The organism is Streptomyces sp. PL-29 (genome assembly GCF_058344425.1).
Genome location: NZ_CP136996.1, coordinates 5,779,554 through 5,799,306 on the forward strand (window position 1 = coordinate 5,779,554; position 19,753 = coordinate 5,799,306).

A 19,753-nucleotide genomic window follows, 5' to 3' on the forward strand; every position below is an offset into this window, starting at 1 on the left:
TCCTGACGGAGCGCGGCGGACCGTACGGGGCCGTCGTCGCACAACTCGACGGGTGAAGGAGCGGGTTCATGGGATCGGGTCAGCAGGCGGCGGGCCAGGCCGTGGCGGTGTTCGGTGCGTACGGGCACACCGGCCGGTTCGTGGTGCGGGAGCTGGTGGAGCGGGGCTTCGTCCCCGTACTCTCCGGCCGCGATAGCGCCGGGCTGGCGGCGCTCGCGGACGAGACCGGCCTGGCCGCCCGCCGGGCGACGGTGGACGGCCCCACCTCGCTCGACCGCGCGCTGGCCGGTACGGCCGCCGTCGTCAACTGCGCCGGGCCGTTCGCCTCGACGACCGCCGCGCTGATCGAAGCCGCCCTGCGGGCCGGGATCCCGTACGTGGACGTGGCGGCCGAACTGGAGGCCAACATCGACACCTTCGCCCACTTCGCCGACCGGGCGCGGGCCGCCGATGCGATCGTCGTCCCCGCGATGGCCTTCTTCGGCGGCCTCGGCGACCTGCTGGCCACCGCCGCCATGGGCGACTGGGACGAGGCCGACGAGGTGCACATCGCCTACGGCCTGAGCAGCTGGCACCCCACCGCGGGAACACGGCTCTCGGGCGCGGTCTCCCGGGAGCGGCGCGGTGAAGGGCGCCTGCGCTACACCGGGGGCCGGTGGGAGCACCGCACCGACGCCCCGCCCACCCTCGAATGGCACTTCCCGCAGCCGACCGGTACCCGGCCCGTGATCGGGGAGTTCACGATGGCCGACGTGGTGACCGTGCCCACCCACCTCTCCGTCCCGGAGGTCACGACCTACATGACCACCAACGCCGTCCGGGACATCGCGGCCCCCGCAACTCCCGTGCCTGCCGCCGCCGATGCGAGCGGCCGGTCCGACCAGACCTTCGTCGTCGACGCCGTCGTCCGGCGCGGCGGCGCCGAACGCCGCGCGGTGGCCCATGGCCAGGACATCTACGCCGTCACGGCCCCCCTCGTCGTCGAAGCCCTCGAACGCGTCCTCACGGGCCGTACCCGCACCGTCGGCGTCGCCGCCGCGGGGGAGATGTTCGACGCCCCGGACTTCCTGCGGGCGCTCTCCCCGCACGTCACCCTCGGCCCGCTGCCGTAGCGGCGTACCGCCCCTGCCCCCCGCCCTGTTCCCGGGTGATCTGCGCCACAGGTTGTCACAGGGCCGGTCGACGCGGTGTCTTGAGGCCGCACGCACCAGGACACCACCCCGCGACCCCTGATCCGCGGCTCGACGCCGACGAACGCGGGCATCCCCGCCACCGCACACGACCGGAGAGGACGACCCCACCATGACCGCCACGACCACCGCGGCGCCGCGCGGCAGCACCTTCCTCAGAACCGCGACCGTCCTGCAGACCCTCGCGCTCTTCTTCCAGGCCTCCACCGCGGGCCTGCTGCTGACCTCGTCCCGCGCCTACACGCTGCACGACTACGGATCGAAGGTGATGTACGCGGCCGCCATGCTGTACGTCCTCGCCACGGTCCTCGCCTGGCGCCCGGGCGGCGGGTCCCCGCGCCCGATCCTGTACTCCACCGGCTTCCTCCTCCTCGCCTCGGCTCAGGTCGCACTCGGCGTCGCGCACGTGGCCTCGTTGCACGTTCCCCTGGGCGTGCTGATGTTCGCCCTCAGCACTCTCGCCCTCGTCCGCGCGCTCTTTCCCCGCTCGCCGTGAAAGGGCCTCAGCCCTCCACCGGCGGCAGTGGGAGGGAGCAGGACGCGCGTGCCACGCAGGCAATGCCGTCGTAGCCCTCGGCCGGGACGACCACGGCGCGCGCCCCGGGGGCGTCGTCCCCCAGCGATGCCGCGGCCTCGGTCAGGGAGCGGTCACGCGCGGCGAGCACGCCGTCCGCACCGGCCGGGGCGGCGAAGGGCCTGGGCGTGCCGCAGAGGAAGACGCCGGAGCCGACGAGGGCGCCCCGCCAGGTGGACGTGGGCCGCCGCGAAGGCGAGCCGGTGGGCGTGGCGTCCGCGGACCGGGCGCCCGCATCGGCCTGCGAGGGGTCAGCCCCTGGCGCGCTGATGGAGAGCAGCTGCCAGGAGATGGGAGTCGAGCAGGGAGACGTCTGCCGTCCTGTCCGCCCGTGCGTAGCCGGCCAGCATCCGTTTGGTCAGGACGAGTGCTTCGGGCGAGCGTCGGACGAGGGGCCTGGTCCAGGAGTCGACCACCGCGTCCAGCTGGTCGAGCGGGGCGGTCCGGTGCAGCAGACCGATACGGTGGGCCGTGTCGGCGTCGAAGACGTCGCAGGTGAGCATGAGCTCGCGCATCCTGGAGGCGCCGGCCTCGGAGACCAGGCGTCCCATCGCCCCACCCCACGCCGGCGGTAGCCCGATGCCGACCTCCGGCATGCGAAAGCGGCTGGTGTCGGCACCGGCGCGCAGATCGCAGAAGGCGGCGAGGGCCAGGCCCGCGCCGATGACCCGCCCGTGTAGCCGGGCGATGGTGACCGCGTGGGTGTTCTCCAGGGCCTGGCACAGGCGGTGCGCCTTGTCGGCGATGCGACGCAGTTCAGCCCCCGACGGATCGTCGCCCAGCGCCTCCTGGTACTCGTCGCGGTCGGCACCCAGGCAGAAGTCCGGACCTAGCGACGACAGCGTCAGGATCCGGACGTCGGGTCTGTCGTGGAGGTCGTCGAGCAGGGCGATGAGGTCGTCCAGAACCGCGGTGTCCAGCGTGTCGTCCTGCCCCCAGGGGTTGAGGCGGACGTGCAGGACGGGGCCGTCCTGCTCGGCGCGGAGCGCCTTGGGCGCGGTCCGGGTGCGCAGGGGGGAGGGGGTCCATTCGATCATGCGAGTGCCACGTCCAGGTTCAGGAGGCGCCGGAACGCCACACGCGGCGCCATCGACGGGGGGCGTACAAGAGTGAGGCGGGGAAGGCGCCGGATCAGCCGGCGGAGCAGGGTCTGGGCTTCGAGGCGGGCCAGGGGCGCGCCGAGGCAGTAGTGGATGCCGCCGCTGAAGGCGAGGTGGCCGGGCACGCGTGCGGGGTCGAACCGGTCCGGGTCGCGGTGCCTGGCCGGGTCCCGGTGCGCCGCGGCGACCATGAGGTGGACCATCTCGTCGCGGCGGATCTCGAAGCCCCCCAGCACGGTGTCCTCCGGGGCGACCCGGCTGATCACGTGGGTGGGCGGGTCGTGACGAAGCGTTTCTTCGACGAACCCGGTCACCAGGTCCGGGTTGTCGGCGACCATGTCCCAGCGCTCGGGGCTCTCGACGAGCCGCAGCGTCATCGTTGAGAGGAGGGTCGCGGTGGTTTCCAGGGCGGCCAGCAGGACGAACAGGACCAGGAAGTAGACCGCCTCGTCGGCCTTGTCCCGGTCGGGTTCGATCGCGTCCCACGCCCGGATCCATCCGGTGACCGGGTCGTTCCCGGGGTGGGAGCGTCGGTCGCGCACCAGCTCCATGAAATAGGCCCGGAGTTCGGCGGTGGCCGCGTCGGACAGGGCCAGCTGGCTGGCCGACGGCAGCAGCTCCTGGGTGAAGACCTGATCGTGGGTCAACCGGCGTAGCGTGGGCCAGTCGGCCTGCGGCAGCCCGAGCCAGTCACCTATGGTGGCGACCGGCAGCTCCTCGCAGACGAGCTCCGAGAAGTCCGCCTCGCCGGTGCGTATTCGCTCGGTGAAGGCGTCGAGGAGCCGATCCGCCGTCCGTTGCACATTGTGGCCGATGCGCTCGACGGTGGACCGGTCGAACGTGCCCGCCGCCCGGCGCACCTTGGTGTGGTCCGGGGCGTTGAGCGCGGCGAGGGTATTGCTCATCTCGCGCGAGGAGGGCGCGTTCCAGCGCGTCCCGGGCCCCTGGCGCGCACGCCATTCCCGGTCGGGCTCCAGCCATTGACGACTGCGCAGGACCTGGTCGCAGGCGGCGAAGCCGGTCACGGCGAAGCCGCCCCAGGGGGCGGGGACCACCTCACCCCGCGCGAGGAGCTCGGCGTATAGCGGGAAGGGATCAGCCTGCCCTCTTGCCGTCCGCAGACGGGAGAAGAGGGAGGCGGACGCCCGGCGGTCGTACGACGGAGTTGTGGCAACCCCCATGACGGCGGCTCCTTTCTGAGAACCAGCCGCCATGCCTACCCACATGATCGTTAGAGCATCCACTCTACTGAGCACGCAGGAGGTTACTAGCATCACACTCTGCTCACTCGCCCCTGGTCCAGGCCAGGAAGCGACTGAACAAACCACCCTTGGGCTGTGACGCGGCACCGGTGCTCGTGCGCGCGGGCCCGGCGGCGGGCGAGGAGGCCGCCGCCTGCTGCTGCGAGGCCTGGCCCGCGTTCGATCCGGCCTGCTGGGACGCCTGGGGGGCGGCCTTCGGGGTGAAGCGGATCGGGAGGGTGACCAGGGTGCGGCTCCACGGGCTCGGAGCCCAGGTGAGCGCCTTGAACGGGACCCGCATCTCCACGTCGAGGAGCTGGTTGAGCAGCGTCTCCACGGCCGTCACGGTGATCATGAAAGCCGGGTCCTTGGCGGGGCAGGCGTGCGGGCCCGCCCCGAACGCCAGGTGCGCCTTGGCGCTGAGCTGTTCGCGGTGTTCGGTCAGCTTCGGGTCCGTGTTGGCCGCGGCGAACGAGATGAGGACCGGGTCGTTGGCCCGGACCACCCTGTCGCCGAGTTCGACGTCGTGCGTCGGGTAGTGGGCCGCGTAGTTGGCGATCGGCGCGTAGTTCCAGAGGGTCTGGGAGACCGCGTCCTCGACCGGGAGGCCGACCTGCCAGTCCTCCCCGAGGTACAGGGCGCTGCTGGTTCCGATGGCCGCGGCCAGCGGCGCGGTGCCGCCGGAGAGCAGGGTGACCAGCTGGTGCAGGACCTCCTCGTCGCTCAGCTGGGCCGGGTGCTCCATCAGGCGCGTCGTCAGGTCGTCCTTCGGACGGCGCCGCTTGAGGGCGATCAGCTCCGTGAGCGCCCCGCCGAGCACCTCGTCGGCCCCGGGGGTCCCCTCGAAGATGCCGCTGATCCCGGCGATCACGCGGTCGCCGATCTCGGGCGGGCAGCCGAACAGTTCGCTGAAGACCAGCAGGGGCAGCGGCTGGGCGTATTCGGCCATCAGCTCCGCCTGGCCGCGGATGTCGGTACTGAACTGGTTGATCAGGTAGTTGGCGGACTGCTGTGTCTGCCGGATGAGCTGGTGCTCGTTGACGGTCGCGAGACTGTCGGTCACCGCCCCGCGCAGCCGGGCGTGCGCCGCGCCATCGCTGAAGAGGGCGTTGGGGCGGTAGCCCATCATGGGCAGGGCCGGGCTGCCGGCCGGGACGCGCCCTTCGTTGAGGGCGTTCCAGCGGCGGGAGTCGCGCACGAAGGAGGCGGGGTTCTGCAGGACGTACAGGGCGGCGTCATAGCTGGTGACGAGCTCGGCCTGGACGTCGGGGGCGATGTCCACGGGCGCGCTGGGTCCGTAGTGGCGCAGCTGCGCGTAGTGGCTGTCGGGGTCGGCTCCGAACGAGGGACCGTACATCTGGACGTTCCCGTGCGCGGGGCAGCCGGGGGGTATCTCCATCGGTTCACGTGGCTGTTGCATTCCTGCGCTCCTAGCCGAGTTGGGACATGAGGTGTTTCACGAGGGTGATGAGGGCCTGCGCCGAGGAGTTCTCATCCCGTACGTCGCACTCCACGACAGGGGTCTCGTCGGTGAGGTTCAGCGCTTCGCGCACCTCGTCGAGCGGGTAGTGCGTGGTGCCCTCGAAGTGGTTCACGGCGATGGCGTACGTCAGGCCGAAGCGCTCGACGAGATCCAGGACGGGGAAGGACTCGTGCAGCCGCTCCGGATCGACCAGGACGAGTGCGCCCAGGGCGCCCCGGGAGAGCTCCTCCCACATCTCCTTGAAACGCTCCTGGCCGGGCGTACCGAAGAGGTAGAGCACCAGGGTGTCGCTGAGGGTCAGCCGGCCGAAGTCCATGGCGACGGTGGTGGTCGTCTTGTCGGGCGTGCCCGACAGGTCATCGAAGCCCACGCTGGCCTCGGTGATCTCTTCCTCGGTCCGCAGGGGCTCGATCTCGGAGAGGCTGCCGATGCAGGTGGTCTTGCCGACCCCGAAGTGCCCCACAATGAGGATCTTCACCGCGTGGGAGACATCTGGATCCAGGTACACGCGTTTACGCTCCGAATCGATTCTTCAGGCCTTCGAGCACGGCGCTGACCAGTTCTCTGTCGACACGTTCGGCGCGCGGTATCGGTGACCTCGCGAGGATGAGGCCGTCTTCCTCCAACTGCGCCAGCAGGATGCGGACGACGCCCAGGGGCAGATGCGTGTGCCCCGCCACCTCGGCCACGGACAGGAATCCATCCGCGACCAGGTCCATGACCCGCCCCGCTTCCGGCGACAGCATGCGTGCCGCGACCTGCCCGTTCTCCGCCCCCGTCGCTGTCACGAGCGTCGTGTGCTCGTACTCGTGGTCCGGGGGCAGCGCTCGTCCGTTCGTGATCACGAAGAGGGGAACTAACGGAGACGTCAGTTCCAGTTCTTCGTCGTGTCCGGACCACTCAGGCATGTCCTGTCCCCTTCGCCGGTGTCGCCGTCGCGGTCAGTCGGGGAACCACCGAGTGCAGTCGGGTGGTGAACTCCTCAATGTCACAGACCTGTTCGGCGGCGGCCGCCAGGAAGGCGTCGGGGCCGGCGGCCAGCAGGAAGATCCAGCCGTGCTGGAACTCGATGACCGTCTGACGCCATTCCGCATCCTCGGCGACCCCCGCGAACTGGGCGGTGACCCGGCTGTAGGCGTGGATGCCCGTCATGGCCGCGGAGATGGTGTCCGCCAGATCGCGGCTCATCCCGGTGGTGGCCCCGCGGGGAAGACCGTCCGACCCCAGCAGCACCGCGTGTCGGGCGCCCTGGACCTCGGACACCACCCGGTCGAGCTCGCCGAGGACGAACTTCGCGTCACCGGGGCTCTGCTGCCGGGGCTCGTTTCCCCGCGCCCCTCCGGCGTCCTCGTGGCCCACCCGCGGCGGCGAGGTGAGGTTGTTGCCCAGCCGGGCCACGAGGCGGTGCATGCGGAAGGAGATCTGCTGCATGTCCACATCAGGCGCGGCCGCGGCGGCGAGGTACGAGCCCTGCCCCGCCCCGATCAGGAAGTTCCAGCCGTGCGAGAACTCGATGATGGTCTGGTTCCACTGCCGGTCGTTCCCCGGTCCGGCGAAGTGGGCCGTCGCCCGGCTGAGCGACTGCATTCCGGCCATGGCGGCGGAGATGGTGCGCACATCGTTCTCGGCTAGGCCTTCCGTCGCACCGCGAGGGAGGCCGTCCGCGGACAGCAGGACGGCGTGACGTGCCCGGGGCACGTTGTCCACGATGTCCTCTAGCATCCACGACAGGTCTGCGGTCATGCGTTTTCGGGCCCTTCGAACGAGGTGGGGTCAAGGTTGCGGCCCGAGAGCGTGCCGCGCTGGAAGGCCCCCAAGCTGCGCCCGGAAGCGCGGCCCGTCTCTTCCGGGCTCCGTGGCGCCGCCCAGCTGGTGTCGGGGCGGGGGTCGGGATCGGGGACACTGGCGATGGGCGCCTGGCGCGCGCCGCGCTTGGGCAGACCGTGCATCGTGCGCGACGGGGCGCTCTGCGGCATGCTCTGAGGCGCACCCTGGGGCCGATTCTCGGAGGTGCGCCGGATGTTGCTGACCGGAGCCTCCTGGACGGCCGGTATCTCCTCCATGGTCCACAGCTCCTCGGGCAAGAGGACGACGGCCCTGACGCCGCCGTACCGGGAGACTCCGGTGACGTCCACCTTGAAGCCGTGCTGACGTGCGATCAGTCCGATGACGGGAAAGCCGAACTTGGGCTGGGTGCCGAGCTGCGACAGTCGGGGTGTCACTTCCCCGGAGAGCAGCGCGGTCGCCCGCTGCCGGTCCTCGTCGTTCATGCTGACGCCGGCGTCGTCGATGACGATGCACAGGTTGTTCTGGACGCGCTGGAACGTCACTTCGATCGGCGCGTCGTGCTGCGAGAAGCTGGCGGCGTTGTCGAGCAGTTCCGCCACAGCGAGCGCGACGGGCGCGACCGCGGACGCCTTGAGGGCGAGACCGGTCTGCTGCATGATCGCGACCCGGTGGAAGTTGCGGATCTGGCCCTGAGCGCTGCGCACCACGTCGTAGACGCTGGCGGGCCGGTTGCGCCGGCCGAGCGGCGCACCGCACATGACGGCGATGCCCTGGGCCTTGCGCGCCATCTGGGCGTTGGCGTGGTTGACGTCCAACAGGTCGCTGAGGACGGCGTGTCCACCGTACTTGCGCTGGATCGCGTCCAGCAGCGTCGTCTGCTCGGCGGCGAGGCTCTGCAGGAGACTCGCGGCGCCCTTGAGGACGGACTTGGTGTTCTCCTCCGCCGCTTCCTTGGCCTCGCGGATCGCGGCGTCCTGCTCGTGCCGGAAGGCCTGCAGCTCGGCGCGTGAGGAGTGCAGGTGGTTGTCCACCGCGAGCAGCTGCTGCCTCAGGTCGGTCTCGGTGTGCTCCTTCTTCGCCTCCAGCGCTCTGTTGCGGGCGACGAGTGCCACGACCGCGGCGACGGATATCGCCGCCACCGCAACCAGGCACCACACAAGTGCGTCTCGATTCATGGAAACCTTTCCCGGCGCATGACATGCGGACGGCTGCAGATACACCTCGCGAGGCCCCGCAACACAGCTGATCAGCACAGTTCACCTGCTGTTATGCAGAGAACGTGACGCCGATCACAATCAGTATCTGTGTAAAAACGGATCAAGATCACAGATGTGGGGATGCTATCACCGGATCTCCGCCCCATCGGACGCCTGCCTTGGTGCCGCATCCGCCCAACCCGGCTGTGACGGGAGCAGGTTGACATGGGCCTTTCGAGCCCGCATCTCCCATCGGCCGCCCCTCTATCCGTTGATCCGTCAAGCACTTCTTCACGAGAGGAGCGGCAATCCCTCACATCAATCCGAGAGGCCGTCAATCGAAGCTCGGGCGGGCGCCATCGGCAGGTGGCGGCGGCGTGGCCGCGGCGTCCAGTTCATTGGTGACGGGAGCGTGTTGGGCTTTTGCGTCGAATGGGGAGGTGTTGCTCGGCCGCATCGGCCCAGGCGGGGCTCGAACAAGACCCAATCGGCTCAGGTGGCCTGAATCCGGTCGCCTGGTTCCCGGATATTCGCATAACCGGGCGAAATCCGCGCGCGGGGTCATTCGAATCCCTGTGGGGTCGAGATGTGCATTCTCCCCGGATTCTTTCCAGCCAATCCGGCCTCCGAAGTCGAATCGTCGCCGGTCGGGGCGCGGCGGTCGGTCATCGTGCGGGCCGGTACTCCGGGCCGCTCGCCGACGCGGACGTCGAGGAACAGCTCGACGCTCCCGCCGGGGCTCCGGCGGTGCCGGTCGAGGCCGGTGGGGACGAGGGGGTTCACCGGCCTCGCCCTCCGGGGTGCTCATGGTGGAGGCAGGACGTTCCGATGCCTTCGCTGGTGGGGAATGGGGGCCGGGTTCCGGCGTGGTCGGGATTCAGACCGAGATTCCGGTACCGAGTTGCGGACACTCCCTGTCCGCAAGGGCGGATAGCTTGCTGCCATGGCCTCCAGGACGACACCTCCCGTACTCGACACCCGCGCACTGAACCGTGCCACGCTCGCCCGCCAGCTGCTGCTGAGCCGTGCCGAGCTGTCCGCGCGGGACGCCGTCACCCACCTGCTCGGGCTGCAGGCACAGAACGTCAGACCGCCCTACTTCCAGCTGCACGCCCGGCTCGCCCGCTTCCAGCCCGCCGAACTGGCCGGGCTGATGGAGTCCCGTGAGGTGGTCCGGATGGTCACCATGCGCTCCACCATCCACACCCACACCGCGTACGACGCCCTCACCCTGCGCCCGCTCGTCCAGCCCGCCCGTGACCGCGAGATCGACCACTTCCGCAAGGGCCTCGCCGGGGTGGACCTGGACCGGCTGGCCGACCGGGCACGGGCCTTCGTCGACAGCGCGCCGCGCACCATGGCCGAGATCCGCGCGGACCTGCTGGAGGAATGGCCCGGCGCCGACCCGCAGTCCCTGTCCGTCGCGGCGCGCTGCCGGCTGCCTCTGGTCCAGGTCACGCCCCGCGGGGTGTGGGGACGCAGCGGCCAGGTACGGCTCACCACCATCGAGAACTGGCTCGGCCGGCCCGCCGGGGCCGCTCAGCCCGTGGACGACGTCGTGCTGCGCTACCTCGCCGCCTTCGGGCCCGCCTCCGTCAAGGACATGCAGACCTGGGCCGGGCTGACCCGGTTGCGCGAGGCCTTCGAGCGGCTGCGGCCGGGACTGGCGGTCTTCCGCGACGAGAGGGGTGTGGAGCTCTTCGACCTGCCCGACGCGCCCCGGCCCGGCGCCGACACCCCGGCGCCGCCACGCTTCCTCCCGGAGTTCGACAACCTCCTGCTCTCGCACGCCGACCGCACCCGCCTGGTCGCCCCCGAGGTCAAGGGGCGCAGCTGGACCGGGAACCAGGCCCACTGCACCCTGCTCGTGGACGGTTTCCTCGCCGGCCTGTGGAAGCTGGAGGGCGCGGCGCTCACCGTCGAACTGTTCGGCAGCGTACCGAAGGCGGCCGAGCAGGAGATCGTCGCCGAGGGGGAGAAGCTGATCGCCGACATGGGCGCGCCGCCCGGGGGGACCGGCCGGCCCGCCCCGTCCGTACGGTTCGCGCCGATCCGCCACTGAGCCGCCGCCGAGGCGTGCCCGAGGCGTGCCCGACGTACGGCAGGCGGTCAACTCGCGGCTGACGCGGCCCTGGTGGTCGGTACGGCGAACGCGGCACGATACCTGCCATGACGATCGAAAGTGCCCGCAGCAGCGCCACCGCCCAGTTCCTCGCCGCGCGGGACTTCCTGCTGGAGCGACGCGGCGACTACGAAGCCGCCCACACCGGATTCACCTGGCCCCGCCCCCACCGCTTCAACTGGGCCCTCGACTGGTTCGACCACATCGCCGCCGGCAACGACGCCGACGCCCTGCGCATCGTCGAGGAGGACGGCAGCAGCGAGGCCCTCTCCTTCGCGCAGCTCTCCGCGCTCTCCGACGCGACCGCCAACTGGCTGCGCGCCCGCGGTGTCGTACCGGGCGACCGGATCCTCGTCATGCTCGGCAACCAGCGCGAGCTGTGGGAGGTGATGCTCGGCGCGATGAAGCTGCGCGCCGTCGTCATCCCCGCCACCCCCCTCCTCGGCGCGGCCGACCTGCGCGACCGGGTCGAGCGCGGCCACGTGCGCCACGTCGTCGCGCGCGCCGAGGACACGGCCAAGTTCGACGACGTGCCCGGCGGCTACACCCGGATCGCCGCCGGTGGCCGGGAGCGGATCCCCACCGGCTGGCTGTCGCTGGCCGACGCCACGGCCGCCGCCGACGCCCCGGGAGCCGAGGGCGGTTTCGTCCCCGACGGGGAGACCCTCGCCACCGACCCCCTGATGCTCTACTTCACCTCCGGTACCACCGACCGCCCCAAACTCGTGGAGCACACCCACGCCTCGTACCCCATCGGGCACCTGTCCACCATGTACTGGCTCGGACTGCGCCCCGGCGACGTGCACCTCAACATCGCCTCGCCCGGCTGGGCCAAGCACGCCTGGTCCAACCTCTTCGCCCCCTGGAACGCCGGCGCCACCGTCTTCGTGCACAACTACGCCCGCTTCGACGCCGAACGCCTGATGGCGGAGATGGACCGGCACGGGGTGACCACCTTCTGCGCCCCGCCCACCGTGTGGCGGATGCTGATCCAGTCCGACCTCACCCGGCTGGCCCGGCCTCCGCGGGAGGCCGTCGCCGCCGGCGAGCCGCTCAATCCCGAGGTCATCGAGAAGGTCCGGGAGGCCTGGGGCGTCACCATCCGCGACGGTTTCGGCCAGACCGAGACCACGCTCCAGGTGGGCAACTTCCCCGGCGCTCCGGTCAAGCCCGGTTCCATGGGCCGCCCGGCGCCCGGTTACGGGATCGTCCTGCTGGACCCGGTCACCGGCAAGGAATCCCCCGACGAGGGCGAGCTGTGCGTGGACCTGCGGGCCCGCCCCGCCGGGGTGATGACCGGCTACCGCGACGACCCCGAGCGCACCGCGGAGGCCATGGCGGACGGGCTGTACCGGACCGGCGACATCGCCGCCCGGGACGCCGACGGATACCTCACCTACGTCGGGCGCTCCGACGACGTCTTCAAGGCCTCCGACTACAAGATCAGCCCGTTCGAGCTGGAGAGCGCGCTGCTGGAGCACGCGGCGGTCGCCGAGGCCGCCGTCGTCCCGGCCCCGGACGAGCTGCGGCTGGCCGTCCCGAAGGCGTACGTCACCCTCGCGGGCGGCTGGGAGCCGGGGCCGGAGACCGCCCGGGTGCTGTTCGAGCACTCCCGCGCCGTGCTGTCCCCGTACAAGAGGATCCGGTGCATCGAGTTCGGCGAGCTCCCGAAGACCGTGTCCGGCAAGATCCGGCGGGTCGAGCTGCGGGAACTCACGGCGGCGGGCTCGGTGGCGGAGTACCGCGAGGCCGACCTGGGCTGAGCCGCCGGGCGGCGGGGGTGGCCGGGCCCGGCCGGGCGGTGCGGCGCCCCCGGGCCCTGTGCGAGCGCCCGTACGCGGCCCTGTGCGCGAGCCCGTACGCGACGGTACGCGAGGGCCCGGAGGGCGGGGTCCCCTACGCGGGTACCCCGGCGGGCCGGCCGGCTGTGCGGGAGGCGCGGGCCATGCGGGCTACGCGGGCAGGTGCGCCTCGATCGCGGCGATGACCTCGGGGGACTCCGGTTCGGTGCGCGGACGGAAGCGTGCCACGACCTCGCCGGCGGGGGAGATGAGGAACTTCTCGAAGTTCCACTGGATGTCCCCCGCCGCGCCGTCCGCGTCGGGGGTCTTCACCAGCTCCTGGTAGAGGGGGTGCCGGTTCTCGCCGTTGACCTCGGACTTCTCCAGCATCGGGAAGGTGACACCGAAGCCGGCCGCGCAGAAGGTCTGGATGTCCTCGGCGTTGCCGGGCTCCTGCCCGCCGAACTGGTTGCAGGGCACGCCGATGACCGTGAAGCCCTTCTGCTCGTACGCGAACTGCAGGCGGGCCAGGCCCGAGTACTGCGGGGTGAGCCCGCACTGCGACGCGGTGTTCACCAGGAGGATCGCCTTGCCCTTGTGCGCGGCCAGGCTCGTGGGTTCGTCGGACAGGGTGGTCAGCGGGATGTCGTACAGGCTCACGGGACTCTCCTCGGCCAGTCGGCAGGTAACGCCCCGAGCCTAAGGGGTCGGCCGCTACGCCCCTGAGCGGACCAGCGCGTCCGCCGGGTCGTTGACCGGCTGCGGCATCCCGGTGAGGTCCATGACGAACAGCGGTATGCCGAGCTCGTCCGCGCGGCTGCGGGCGTCCTCCGCGTATCCGGCGAGCGAGAAGTAGACGCTGGTCGCCGCGGCCGTGAGCCCGTTCAGCCAGACGCACTCCACGGCCCGCAGTCCGGCCGGCGCGGTGGTCGGGTCCACCTGGGCCACCAGCCCCGGCGCCCGCAGGTCCACCGCCGCCGAGGGGATCGGGCGCCCGTCGGGCTGCCGTACGTCCTGGAAGCCGAGCCAGCGCAGGTACAGCGCGGCGGTGGCCACCGCGTCCCGGGCCGTCCGGATGGTCACGGGGCGGAATGCGGGCCGCGGGACGGCAGCCGTCGCAGGCGGCGGTATGTGCGCCGGGTCCGGGTCCATGCCCGGCGGTGCGGCCGGGCGCCCCGTGGTGCTACGCCCCGTGGCGGTGCGGCCCGGAGGGGCGAGGCCGGGGGCGGGGTCCGTGGCGGATCCCGTGGCGGATCCCGCGGCCGCCGTGGCGCCGGGGACCGTCCCGGCTTCGGGTGGGTGCACCGGCAGCCGGACCACCGTGCCGCACGACCCGCAGCCCAGCTCGGGCTGCGGCCACTCGCTGTCCCGCCCGCAGGCCGTGCACCGCACCGTCACCCAGCTGTCCGACCAGGTGCGGTGGGTCAGCTGCTCCGGTGGCACCGACAGGTCGAGCGGCGGATCGACCGGGCTGCCGCAGGCGCAGGGGAAGACCGGCGCGATGTAGCCGTTCTCGCGCAGGCACGCCGGGCAGCGCACCGGTACCGCTTCCGCCATGACCCCTGGCCCCCTCCGTCGCCGTGCGTGGGTCCATGCTCCACCACCGGCGACCACCGGGGCGAGCGCGCAGGCCATTTCCGCCCCGTTCCCGTCGGCTGATCGGCGATTTGTACAAGTCGTCGAGCGAGATGCGGCATTTGGCGGCTTCCGGGGCCCTTCACCGCCTTGACGCCGAAGAAGACGCCGCTTAGCTTGTTCCGTATAGCAGAACAAAACTTCCGGATTACGGAAAAGCCTGACCCGCCAGACCCGCAGGAGAACCTGATGCCTCGTATGACAGCCGCCGCTGCTGCAGTTGAGATCCTCAAGCTCGAGGGTGTCGAACAAGCGTTCGGTGTTCCCGGTGCTGCGATCAACCCCTTCTACCGCGAGCTCAAGAACGTGGGCGGCATCAACCACACGCTCGCCCGCCACGTCGAGGGCGCCTCGCACATGGCGGAGGGGTACACGCGGGCCAAGGCGGGCAACATCGGCGTCTGCATCGGTACCTCGGGCCCGGCCGGCACCGACATGATCACCGGCCTGTACTCGGCCATCGCGGACTCCATCCCGATCCTGTGCATCACCGGTCAGGCCCCGGTCTCGAAGCTCCACAAGGAGGACTTCCAGGCCGTCGACATCGCCGCCATCGCCAAGCCGGTCACCAAGGCCGCCACGACGGTCCTGGAGGCCGCACAGGTCCCCGGCGTCTTCCAGCAGGCGTTCCACCTCATGCGCTCCGGCCGTCCCGGCCCGGTCCTCATCGACCTGCCGATCGACGTCCAGCTGACCGAGATCGAGTTCGACCCGGCGACCTACCAGCCGCTGCCGGTCTACAAGCCGCAGGCCAGCCGGGCGCAGGCCGAGAAGGCCCTGAGCTTCCTGCTGGAGTCCGAGCGCCCGCTGATCGTCGCCGGCGGCGGCATCATCAACGCCGACGCCTCCGACCTGCTGGTCGAGTTCGCCGAGCTGACCAACATCCCGGTCATCTCCACCCTGATGGGCTGGGGCGTCATCCCGGACGACCACGAGCTGGCGGCCGGCATGGTCGGAGTCCAGACCTCGCACCGCTACGGCAACGCGACCTTCCTGGAGTCGGACGTCGTCCTCGGCATCGGCAACCGCTGGGCCAACCGTCACACCGGCTACAACCTGGACGCGTACCTGGGCGACCGCACGTTCGTCCACGTCGACATCGAGCCCACCCAGATCGGCAAGATCTTCGCCCCGGACTTCGGCATCGCCTCCGACGCCAAGGCGGCGCTGGAGCTCTTCATCGAGGTCGCCAAGGAGCTCAAGGCGGAGGGCAAGCTGCCGGACTTCTCCGCCTGGGCCGCCTCCGCCCAGGAGCGCAAGGCCACCCTGCAGCGCCGCACGCACTTCGACAACATCCCCATGAAGCCGCAGCGCGTCTACGAGGAGATGAACAAGGCGTTCGGCCCCGAGACCCGCTACGTCACCACGATCGGCCTCTCCCAGATCGCCGGCGCGCAGATGCTGCACGTCTACAAGCCGCGCCACTGGATCAACTGCGGCCAGGCAGGTCCGCTCGGCTGGACCATCCCGGCCGCCATCGGTGCCGCCACCGCGGACCCGCAGACCCCGATCGTCGCGCTCTCGGGCGACTACGACTTCCAGTTCATGATCGAGGAGCTGGCGGTCGCGGCCCAGCACAAGGTCCCCTACGTCCACGTCCTCGTCAACAACGCCTACCTCGGCCTGATCCGTCAGGCGCAGGGCGGTCTCGGCATCAACTTCGAGGTCAACCTCGAGTTCGAGAACATCAACACCCCGGAGATCGGCGCCTACGGCGTCGACCACGTCAAGGTCGCCGAGGGCCTCGGCGTCAAGGCCATCCGCGTCACCGACCCGAACGAGCTGGGTGCCGCCTTCGAGCAGGCCAAGAAGCTGGCCCAGGAGTTCCAGGTCCCGGTCGTCGTCGAGGCCATCCTGGAGCGCATCACCAACATCTCGATGAGCAAGACCGTCGACATGAGCGACGTCACCGAGTTCGAGGAGCTCGCGACCGAGCCCGGTCACGCCCCGACCGCGATCAAGGCCCTGAAGGTCTGATCCCCGGCTCCGGCCGTACGCCGCGACCCCCGTCCCCCACGAGGAGGGCGGGGGTCGCGGCGCGTCGTGCTTCCGGCCGGTCCTCGCGCGCCGTGGGCCGCGGCGGAGGCGGAGCCCGGTCTCGGGGTACTGCCGGAGGCCGGCTCCGGGGTGCTGCAGTGGCCGGCGGGGGCCGGGCGGGGATCTCCTCCGGAGGCTCGCGCCCCCGTGTGCGTCCCGTACGCGCTCTCCGGCGCCGCGAGCGTGCTGACCGGCTCCCCCGGGCCCGGCCCGGCCGTGCGATGCCGCGTGACGCCCGGTTCCCCGCGCACCGGGGCCCGCCCACCGGGACCGGGACGTGCGGTGGGCGGCTCCCGTACGTGGCCGCCCCGGGAGGCCGGGAACGGCCTTCGGCCTCGACCGGCCGGAAACGGCCCCTCGTGGTCCTCGAACCGCCCGGAAGTGCCGTGCACGGCCCGCGCTCCGGTGCGGCCGCGGTGCGCCGGGTCCCTCGACGGCGGGGCCCCGGACGCCCGACCCGGCGCCGGCACCTGCCCGACCGGAGGCCGGCCACCCCACGGCGCTGGCCACCCCACGGCGCTGGCCACCCCACGGCGCTGGCCACCCCACGGTGACGGCATCCGGACGGGTTCGGCCATCCGGACGGGTACGACAAAGCGCCGAGTCACGGGACCGTCCGTGACTCGGCGCTCTGGTTGTTACCGCCCGACGGTGCGAGGCTGGCGCGACAGGACGTTCGCACCGCCGGGCGGAGTTGTGTGGGGAGGAAGGTTTCCTCCTCCGCTTCCCGCAGGGCGCTCTGTGCGCAGCCCCTGTGGGAAGAGAAGGGGGAGTGGCTGGGACCGTGGCGGGCGGGCGACGAGAACTCCGGCACCGTCTCCCTCAGGTCAAGAGACGGGCCTCGGAACCCATTACCACCGCACTGGCTCGCACGCCTGCCACGGTCCTCGTCCTGCCCTCGCCGTGTACCACCCCTCATCCGGGTTCACGGTTCGGGCCCAGCACCCGGGGCCTGACCTCCCGTCAGGCCCCCGGTACATCCCTGTCGGCTCAGGCGTCGCGCAGGGCGCGCACGGCCTCCTCGACGCGACGGCCGTAGTCGGCGTCGGCGGCGTGGAAGTGAGCCAGGTTCTTCTCGATGACGTCCTCAAGGGTGACCTGGGAGAGGCCGCCGGCGATGTTCGCCACCAGGCGCTCCTTCTCGGCCTCCGACATCAGGCGGTAGAGCTCACCGGCCTGGAAGAAGTCGTCGTCCTTGGTGTGGGCCGGGGTCTCGTGGGTGCCCGTGTAGCCGGAGACGGCCCTGGGGGCGCCCAGCGCCAGTCCGGTCTCGGACGGGCCCTGGTGCGAGTTGGGCTCGTAGTTCTTGTCGTGGCGGGAGCCGTTGCGCAGCGCCATGACGCCGTCGCGGCCGTAGTTGTCGGCCTTCGTCGCCTTGGGGGCGTTGACCGGCAGTTGGGTGTGGTTCACACCGAGGCGGTAGCGCTGGGCGTCCGCGTAGGCGAACAGGCGGCCCTGGAGCATCTTGTCCGGCGAGGCGGTGATGCCCGGGACGAAGTTGTTCGGGGAGAAGGCGGACTGCTCGACCTCGGCGAAGACGTTGTCCGGGTTGCGGTCGAGGACCAGGCGGCCCACCCGCTGCAGCGGGTAGTCGGCGTGCGGCCACACCTTGGTGAGGTCGAACGGGTTGAAGCGGTAGTCCGCGGCCTCGGCGGCCGGCATGATCTGGACGTAGAGCGTCCAGCTCGGGTTCACACCGCGCTCGATGGCCTGGAGCAGGTCGGTCTGGTGCGAGTTCGCGTCCTTGCCGACCAGCTCTGCGGCCTGCTCGCCGGAGAGGCAGCGGATGCCCTGATTGGTCTTGAAGTGGTACTTGACGAAGAAGGCCTCGCCCTTCTCGTTCGTCCACTGGTACGTGTGGGAGCCGTAGCCGTTCATGTGGCGGTACGACGCCGGGATGCCGCGGTCACCCATCAGCCAGGTGATCTGGTGCGTCGCCTCGGGGGCGTGCGCCCAGAAGTCCCAGACGTTGTCCGGCTCCTGCTTGCCCGTGAAGGGGTCGCGCTTCTGGGAGTGGATGAAGTCGGGGAACTTGATCGGGTCCTTGATGAAGAACACCGGGGTGTTGTTGCCGACGAGGTCGTAGTTGCCCTCTTCGGTGTAGAACTTCAGGGCGAAGCCACGGGGGTCGCGCACCGCGTCCGCGCCGCCGAGGGAGTCTGCGACGGTGGAGAACCGCAGGAAGGTCTCGGTCTTCTTGCCGACCGTGTTGAGGAAGGCGGCACTGGTGTACGCGGTGACGTCGTCGGTCACCTCGAAGTAGCCGTACGCCGCCGAGCCGCGGGCGTGCACCACGCGCTCCGGGATGCGCTCGCGGTTGAAGCGGGCGAGCTTCTCCAGGAGCTGCTGGTCCTGGATCAGGAGCGGGCCACCGACGCCGGCGGTGGCGGAGTTCTGATTGTCGGCGACCGGGGCGCCGGACTCGGTCGTCAGCGTGCGCTTCGACATGGTGACCTTCCGTACGGGTAACTGCTGACGGAAAGCGTCTTCCGTCATGCGGAACAGCCTAAATTCGGCAAGAACTAAACGTCAACAGTTTGTTGAACGAAGTTGTGGGGTGAGATGACCCGGACGGTGCCGACGCTTGGGCGCGACAGGACAGGTGTCAGCACCGGCACCGTCCGGAGACTCGGTGCCCCCTGCGCGAGGGGGCGGTCCGGGCCCCGTGGGGGCCCGGCGGGGGACCTCAGACCTGGGCGCCGGAGAGGCGCTCGACGGCGCGCAGCAGGGCCGAGTGGTCCAGGCCGCCGTCACCCTGGGCGCGCAGGGAGGCGACCAGCTGGGCGACGACCGCGCCGACCGGGAGGGCGGCACCGACGTTGCGGGCGGCGTCGGTGACGATGCCCATGTCCTTGTGGTGCAGGTCGATCCGGAAGCCGGGCTTGAAGTCGCGGTTCAGGAAGTTGTCCTTCTTACGGGTCAGCACCGTGGAGCCGGCCAGGCCGCCGTTGAGGACGTCCAGGGCGGCGGTGAGGTTCACGCCCGACTTCTCCAGGAAGACGACGGCCTCGGCACACGCCTGGATGTTCACCGCGACGATGAGCTGGTTGGCGGCCTTCACCGTCTGGCCGGAGCCGTGCGGGCCGCACAGGACGATGGTCTTGCCGAGGGTCTCCAGGATCGGCAGGGCGGCGTCGAAGTCCGCCTGCTCGCCACCCACCATGATCGACAGGACGGCCTCGATGGCGCCGGCCTCGCCGCCGGACACCGGGGCGTCGATGACGCGGATGCCCTTCTCGGCGGCGTTCTTCGCCAGGTCCACGGAGGTCTGCGGGGTGATCGACGACATGTCGATGATCAGCGCGCCGGACTTGGCGTTCTCCAGGATGCCCTCGGGGCCGTAGTTGATGGCCTCGACCTGCGGGGAGGCGGGCACCATCGTGATGATCACGTCGGCGTCCTTGACGGCCTCGGCGATCGATCCGGCCGCGGTGCCGCCGGCGGCGGCCAGGCGGTCCAGCTTGTCCTGCTCCAGCGTGAAGCCGGTGACCGGGTAGCCGGCCTTCAGCAGGTTCTCGGACATGGGGGAGCCCATGATTCCGAGACCGATCCAGGCGATCGACGGGAGCGCAGCGGGGTTGCTCATGATGAGGGTCCTTCTCTTAA

17 protein-coding genes are annotated in these 19,753 nt (G+C 70.9%); 5 read left to right on the forward strand and 12 right to left on the reverse strand.

Going from position 1 to position 19,753, the window contains the following annotated elements; all coding sequences use genetic code 11:
* Positions 1-68: 68 nt before the first annotated feature.
* Together R4Z63_RS26490 and R4Z63_RS26495 are read left to right on the forward strand one after the other, a co-directional pair.
* Positions 69-1,112, forward strand: coding sequence for a saccharopine dehydrogenase NADP-binding domain-containing protein (locus R4Z63_RS26490; RefSeq protein WP_384447252.1), 1,044 nt, complete (start codon positions 69-71; stop codon positions 1,110-1,112).
* A gap of 190 nt (positions 1,113-1,302) precedes the next feature.
* Positions 1,303-1,686: a hypothetical protein gene (locus R4Z63_RS26495; RefSeq protein WP_384447254.1), complete on the forward strand. Its 384-nt coding sequence runs from the start codon at positions 1,303-1,305 to the stop codon at positions 1,684-1,686.
* A 7-nt stretch (positions 1,687-1,693) separates the two neighbouring features.
* Here the strand turns inward: R4Z63_RS26495 and R4Z63_RS26500 are convergent, their stop codons facing one another.
* The 8 genes from R4Z63_RS26500 to R4Z63_RS26535 all read right to left on the reverse strand — a co-directional run bounded on the left by R4Z63_RS26500 (position 1,694) and on the right by R4Z63_RS26535 (position 8,551).
* Positions 1,694-1,855: a hypothetical protein gene (locus tag R4Z63_RS26500; protein ID WP_384447256.1), complete on the reverse strand. Its 162-nt coding sequence runs from the start codon at positions 1,853-1,855 to the stop codon at positions 1,694-1,696.
* Between the two features lie 160 nt (positions 1,856-2,015).
* Positions 2,016-2,801, reverse strand: a complete 786-nt coding sequence (locus R4Z63_RS26505) for an enoyl-CoA hydratase/isomerase family protein (protein WP_384447258.1) — start codon at positions 2,799-2,801, stop codon at positions 2,016-2,018.
* Positions 2,798-4,045 carry a cytochrome P450 gene (locus R4Z63_RS26510; protein WP_384447261.1) on the reverse strand — a complete coding sequence of 416 codons (1,248 nt, stop codon included), beginning with the start codon at positions 4,043-4,045 and terminating at the stop codon, positions 2,798-2,800. The genes R4Z63_RS26505 and R4Z63_RS26510 overlap by 4 nt, the downstream gene beginning before the upstream one ends.
* Positions 4,046-4,148: 103 nt before the next feature.
* Positions 4,149-5,525, reverse strand: a complete 1,377-nt coding sequence (locus R4Z63_RS26515) for a cytochrome P450 family protein (protein WP_037915627.1) — start codon at positions 5,523-5,525, stop codon at positions 4,149-4,151.
* Between the two features lie 10 nt (positions 5,526-5,535).
* Entirely contained in the window at positions 5,536-6,096 is a 561-nt protein-coding gene (locus R4Z63_RS26520; RefSeq protein ID WP_030237619.1) for a GTP-binding protein, read from the reverse strand.
* A 4-nt stretch (positions 6,097-6,100) separates the two neighbouring features.
* Entirely contained in the window at positions 6,101-6,496 is a 396-nt protein-coding gene (locus R4Z63_RS26525; protein WP_037915632.1) for a DUF742 domain-containing protein, read from the reverse strand.
* Positions 6,489-7,331: a roadblock/LC7 domain-containing protein gene (locus R4Z63_RS26530; protein ID WP_384447264.1), complete on the reverse strand. Its 843-nt coding sequence runs from the start codon at positions 7,329-7,331 to the stop codon at positions 6,489-6,491. Before R4Z63_RS26530 ends, R4Z63_RS26525 begins: the two co-directional genes overlap by 8 nt.
* Complete coding sequence (locus R4Z63_RS26535; protein WP_384447266.1) at positions 7,328-8,551, reverse strand: ATP-binding protein; 1,224 nt, start codon at positions 8,549-8,551, stop codon at positions 7,328-7,330. The genes R4Z63_RS26530 and R4Z63_RS26535 overlap by 4 nt, the downstream gene beginning before the upstream one ends.
* A gap of 964 nt (positions 8,552-9,515) precedes the next feature.
* Between R4Z63_RS26535 and R4Z63_RS26540 the strand changes: the two genes are divergently transcribed.
* Complete coding sequence (locus R4Z63_RS26540; RefSeq protein WP_384447268.1) at positions 9,516-10,634, forward strand: winged helix DNA-binding domain-containing protein; 1,119 nt, start codon at positions 9,516-9,518, stop codon at positions 10,632-10,634.
* 107 nt (positions 10,635-10,741) lie between these two features.
* Entirely contained in the window at positions 10,742-12,457 is a 1,716-nt protein-coding gene (locus tag R4Z63_RS26545) for an AMP-binding protein (protein WP_384447270.1), read from the forward strand.
* 189 nt (positions 12,458-12,646) lie between these two features.
* Here R4Z63_RS26545 and R4Z63_RS26550 read toward each other — a convergent pair whose 3' ends face one another.
* Together R4Z63_RS26550 and R4Z63_RS26555 are read right to left on the reverse strand one after the other, a co-directional pair.
* Positions 12,647-13,135, reverse strand: coding sequence for a glutathione peroxidase (locus R4Z63_RS26550; protein ID WP_384447272.1), 489 nt, complete (start codon positions 13,133-13,135; stop codon positions 12,647-12,649).
* A gap of 54 nt (positions 13,136-13,189) precedes the next feature.
* The gene (locus R4Z63_RS26555) at positions 13,190-14,032 is read right to left on the reverse strand and encodes a hypothetical protein (protein ID WP_384447274.1); all 843 of its coding nucleotides are present in this window, start codon (positions 14,030-14,032) and stop codon (positions 13,190-13,192) included.
* A gap of 267 nt (positions 14,033-14,299) precedes the next feature.
* On the opposite strand from R4Z63_RS26555, the gene gcl reads away from it, so the two are divergent.
* Positions 14,300-16,087 carry a glyoxylate carboligase gene (gene gcl / locus R4Z63_RS26560; RefSeq protein WP_078555771.1) on the forward strand — a complete coding sequence of 596 codons (1,788 nt, stop codon included), beginning with the start codon at positions 14,300-14,302 and terminating at the stop codon, positions 16,085-16,087.
* A gap of 1,050 nt (positions 16,088-17,137) precedes the next feature.
* On the opposite strand, the gene R4Z63_RS26565 is transcribed toward gcl, so the two are convergent.
* Both R4Z63_RS26565 and R4Z63_RS26570 read right to left on the reverse strand, forming a co-directional pair.
* Positions 17,138-18,595 carry a catalase gene (locus R4Z63_RS26565; protein ID WP_384447295.1) on the reverse strand — a complete coding sequence of 486 codons (1,458 nt, stop codon included), beginning with the start codon at positions 18,593-18,595 and terminating at the stop codon, positions 17,138-17,140.
* A 238-nt stretch (positions 18,596-18,833) separates the two neighbouring features.
* Positions 18,834-19,733 carry a 2-hydroxy-3-oxopropionate reductase gene (locus R4Z63_RS26570; protein ID WP_037915654.1) on the reverse strand — a complete coding sequence of 300 codons (900 nt, stop codon included), beginning with the start codon at positions 19,731-19,733 and terminating at the stop codon, positions 18,834-18,836.
* Positions 19,734-19,753 lie beyond the last annotated feature (20 nt).

Coding starts and splice junctions, on each gene's coding strand:
- R4Z63_RS26495 (WP_384447254.1), top strand. CDS start 1,303: ATGACCGCCACGACCACCGCGGCGCCGCGCGGCAGCACCTTCCTCAGA.
- R4Z63_RS26535 (WP_384447266.1), bottom strand. CDS start 8,551: ATGAATCGAGACGCACTTGTGTGGTGCCTGGTTGCGGTGGCGGCGATA.
- R4Z63_RS26570 (WP_037915654.1), bottom strand. CDS start 19,733: ATGAGCAACCCCGCTGCGCTCCCGTCGATCGCCTGGATCGGTCTCGGA.
- R4Z63_RS26555 (WP_384447274.1), bottom strand. CDS start 14,032: ATGGCGGAAGCGGTACCGGTGCGCTGCCCGGCGTGCCTGCGCGAGAAC.
- R4Z63_RS26525 (WP_037915632.1), bottom strand. CDS start 6,496: ATGCCTGAGTGGTCCGGACACGACGAAGAACTGGAACTGACGTCTCCG.
- R4Z63_RS26565 (WP_384447295.1), bottom strand. CDS start 18,595: ATGTCGAAGCGCACGCTGACGACCGAGTCCGGCGCCCCGGTCGCCGAC.
- R4Z63_RS26515 (WP_037915627.1), bottom strand. CDS start 5,525: ATGCAACAGCCACGTGAACCGATGGAGATACCCCCCGGCTGCCCCGCG.
- R4Z63_RS26505 (WP_384447258.1), bottom strand. CDS start 2,801: ATGATCGAATGGACCCCCTCCCCCCTGCGCACCCGGACCGCGCCCAAG.
- R4Z63_RS26490 (WP_384447252.1), top strand. CDS start 69: ATGGGATCGGGTCAGCAGGCGGCGGGCCAGGCCGTGGCGGTGTTCGGT.
- gcl (WP_078555771.1), top strand. CDS start 14,300: ATGCCTCGTATGACAGCCGCCGCTGCTGCAGTTGAGATCCTCAAGCTC.
- R4Z63_RS26530 (WP_384447264.1), bottom strand. CDS start 7,331: ATGACCGCAGACCTGTCGTGGATGCTAGAGGACATCGTGGACAACGTG.
- R4Z63_RS26510 (WP_384447261.1), bottom strand. CDS start 4,045: ATGGGGGTTGCCACAACTCCGTCGTACGACCGCCGGGCGTCCGCCTCC.
- R4Z63_RS26545 (WP_384447270.1), top strand. CDS start 10,742: ATGACGATCGAAAGTGCCCGCAGCAGCGCCACCGCCCAGTTCCTCGCC.
- R4Z63_RS26540 (WP_384447268.1), top strand. CDS start 9,516: ATGGCCTCCAGGACGACACCTCCCGTACTCGACACCCGCGCACTGAAC.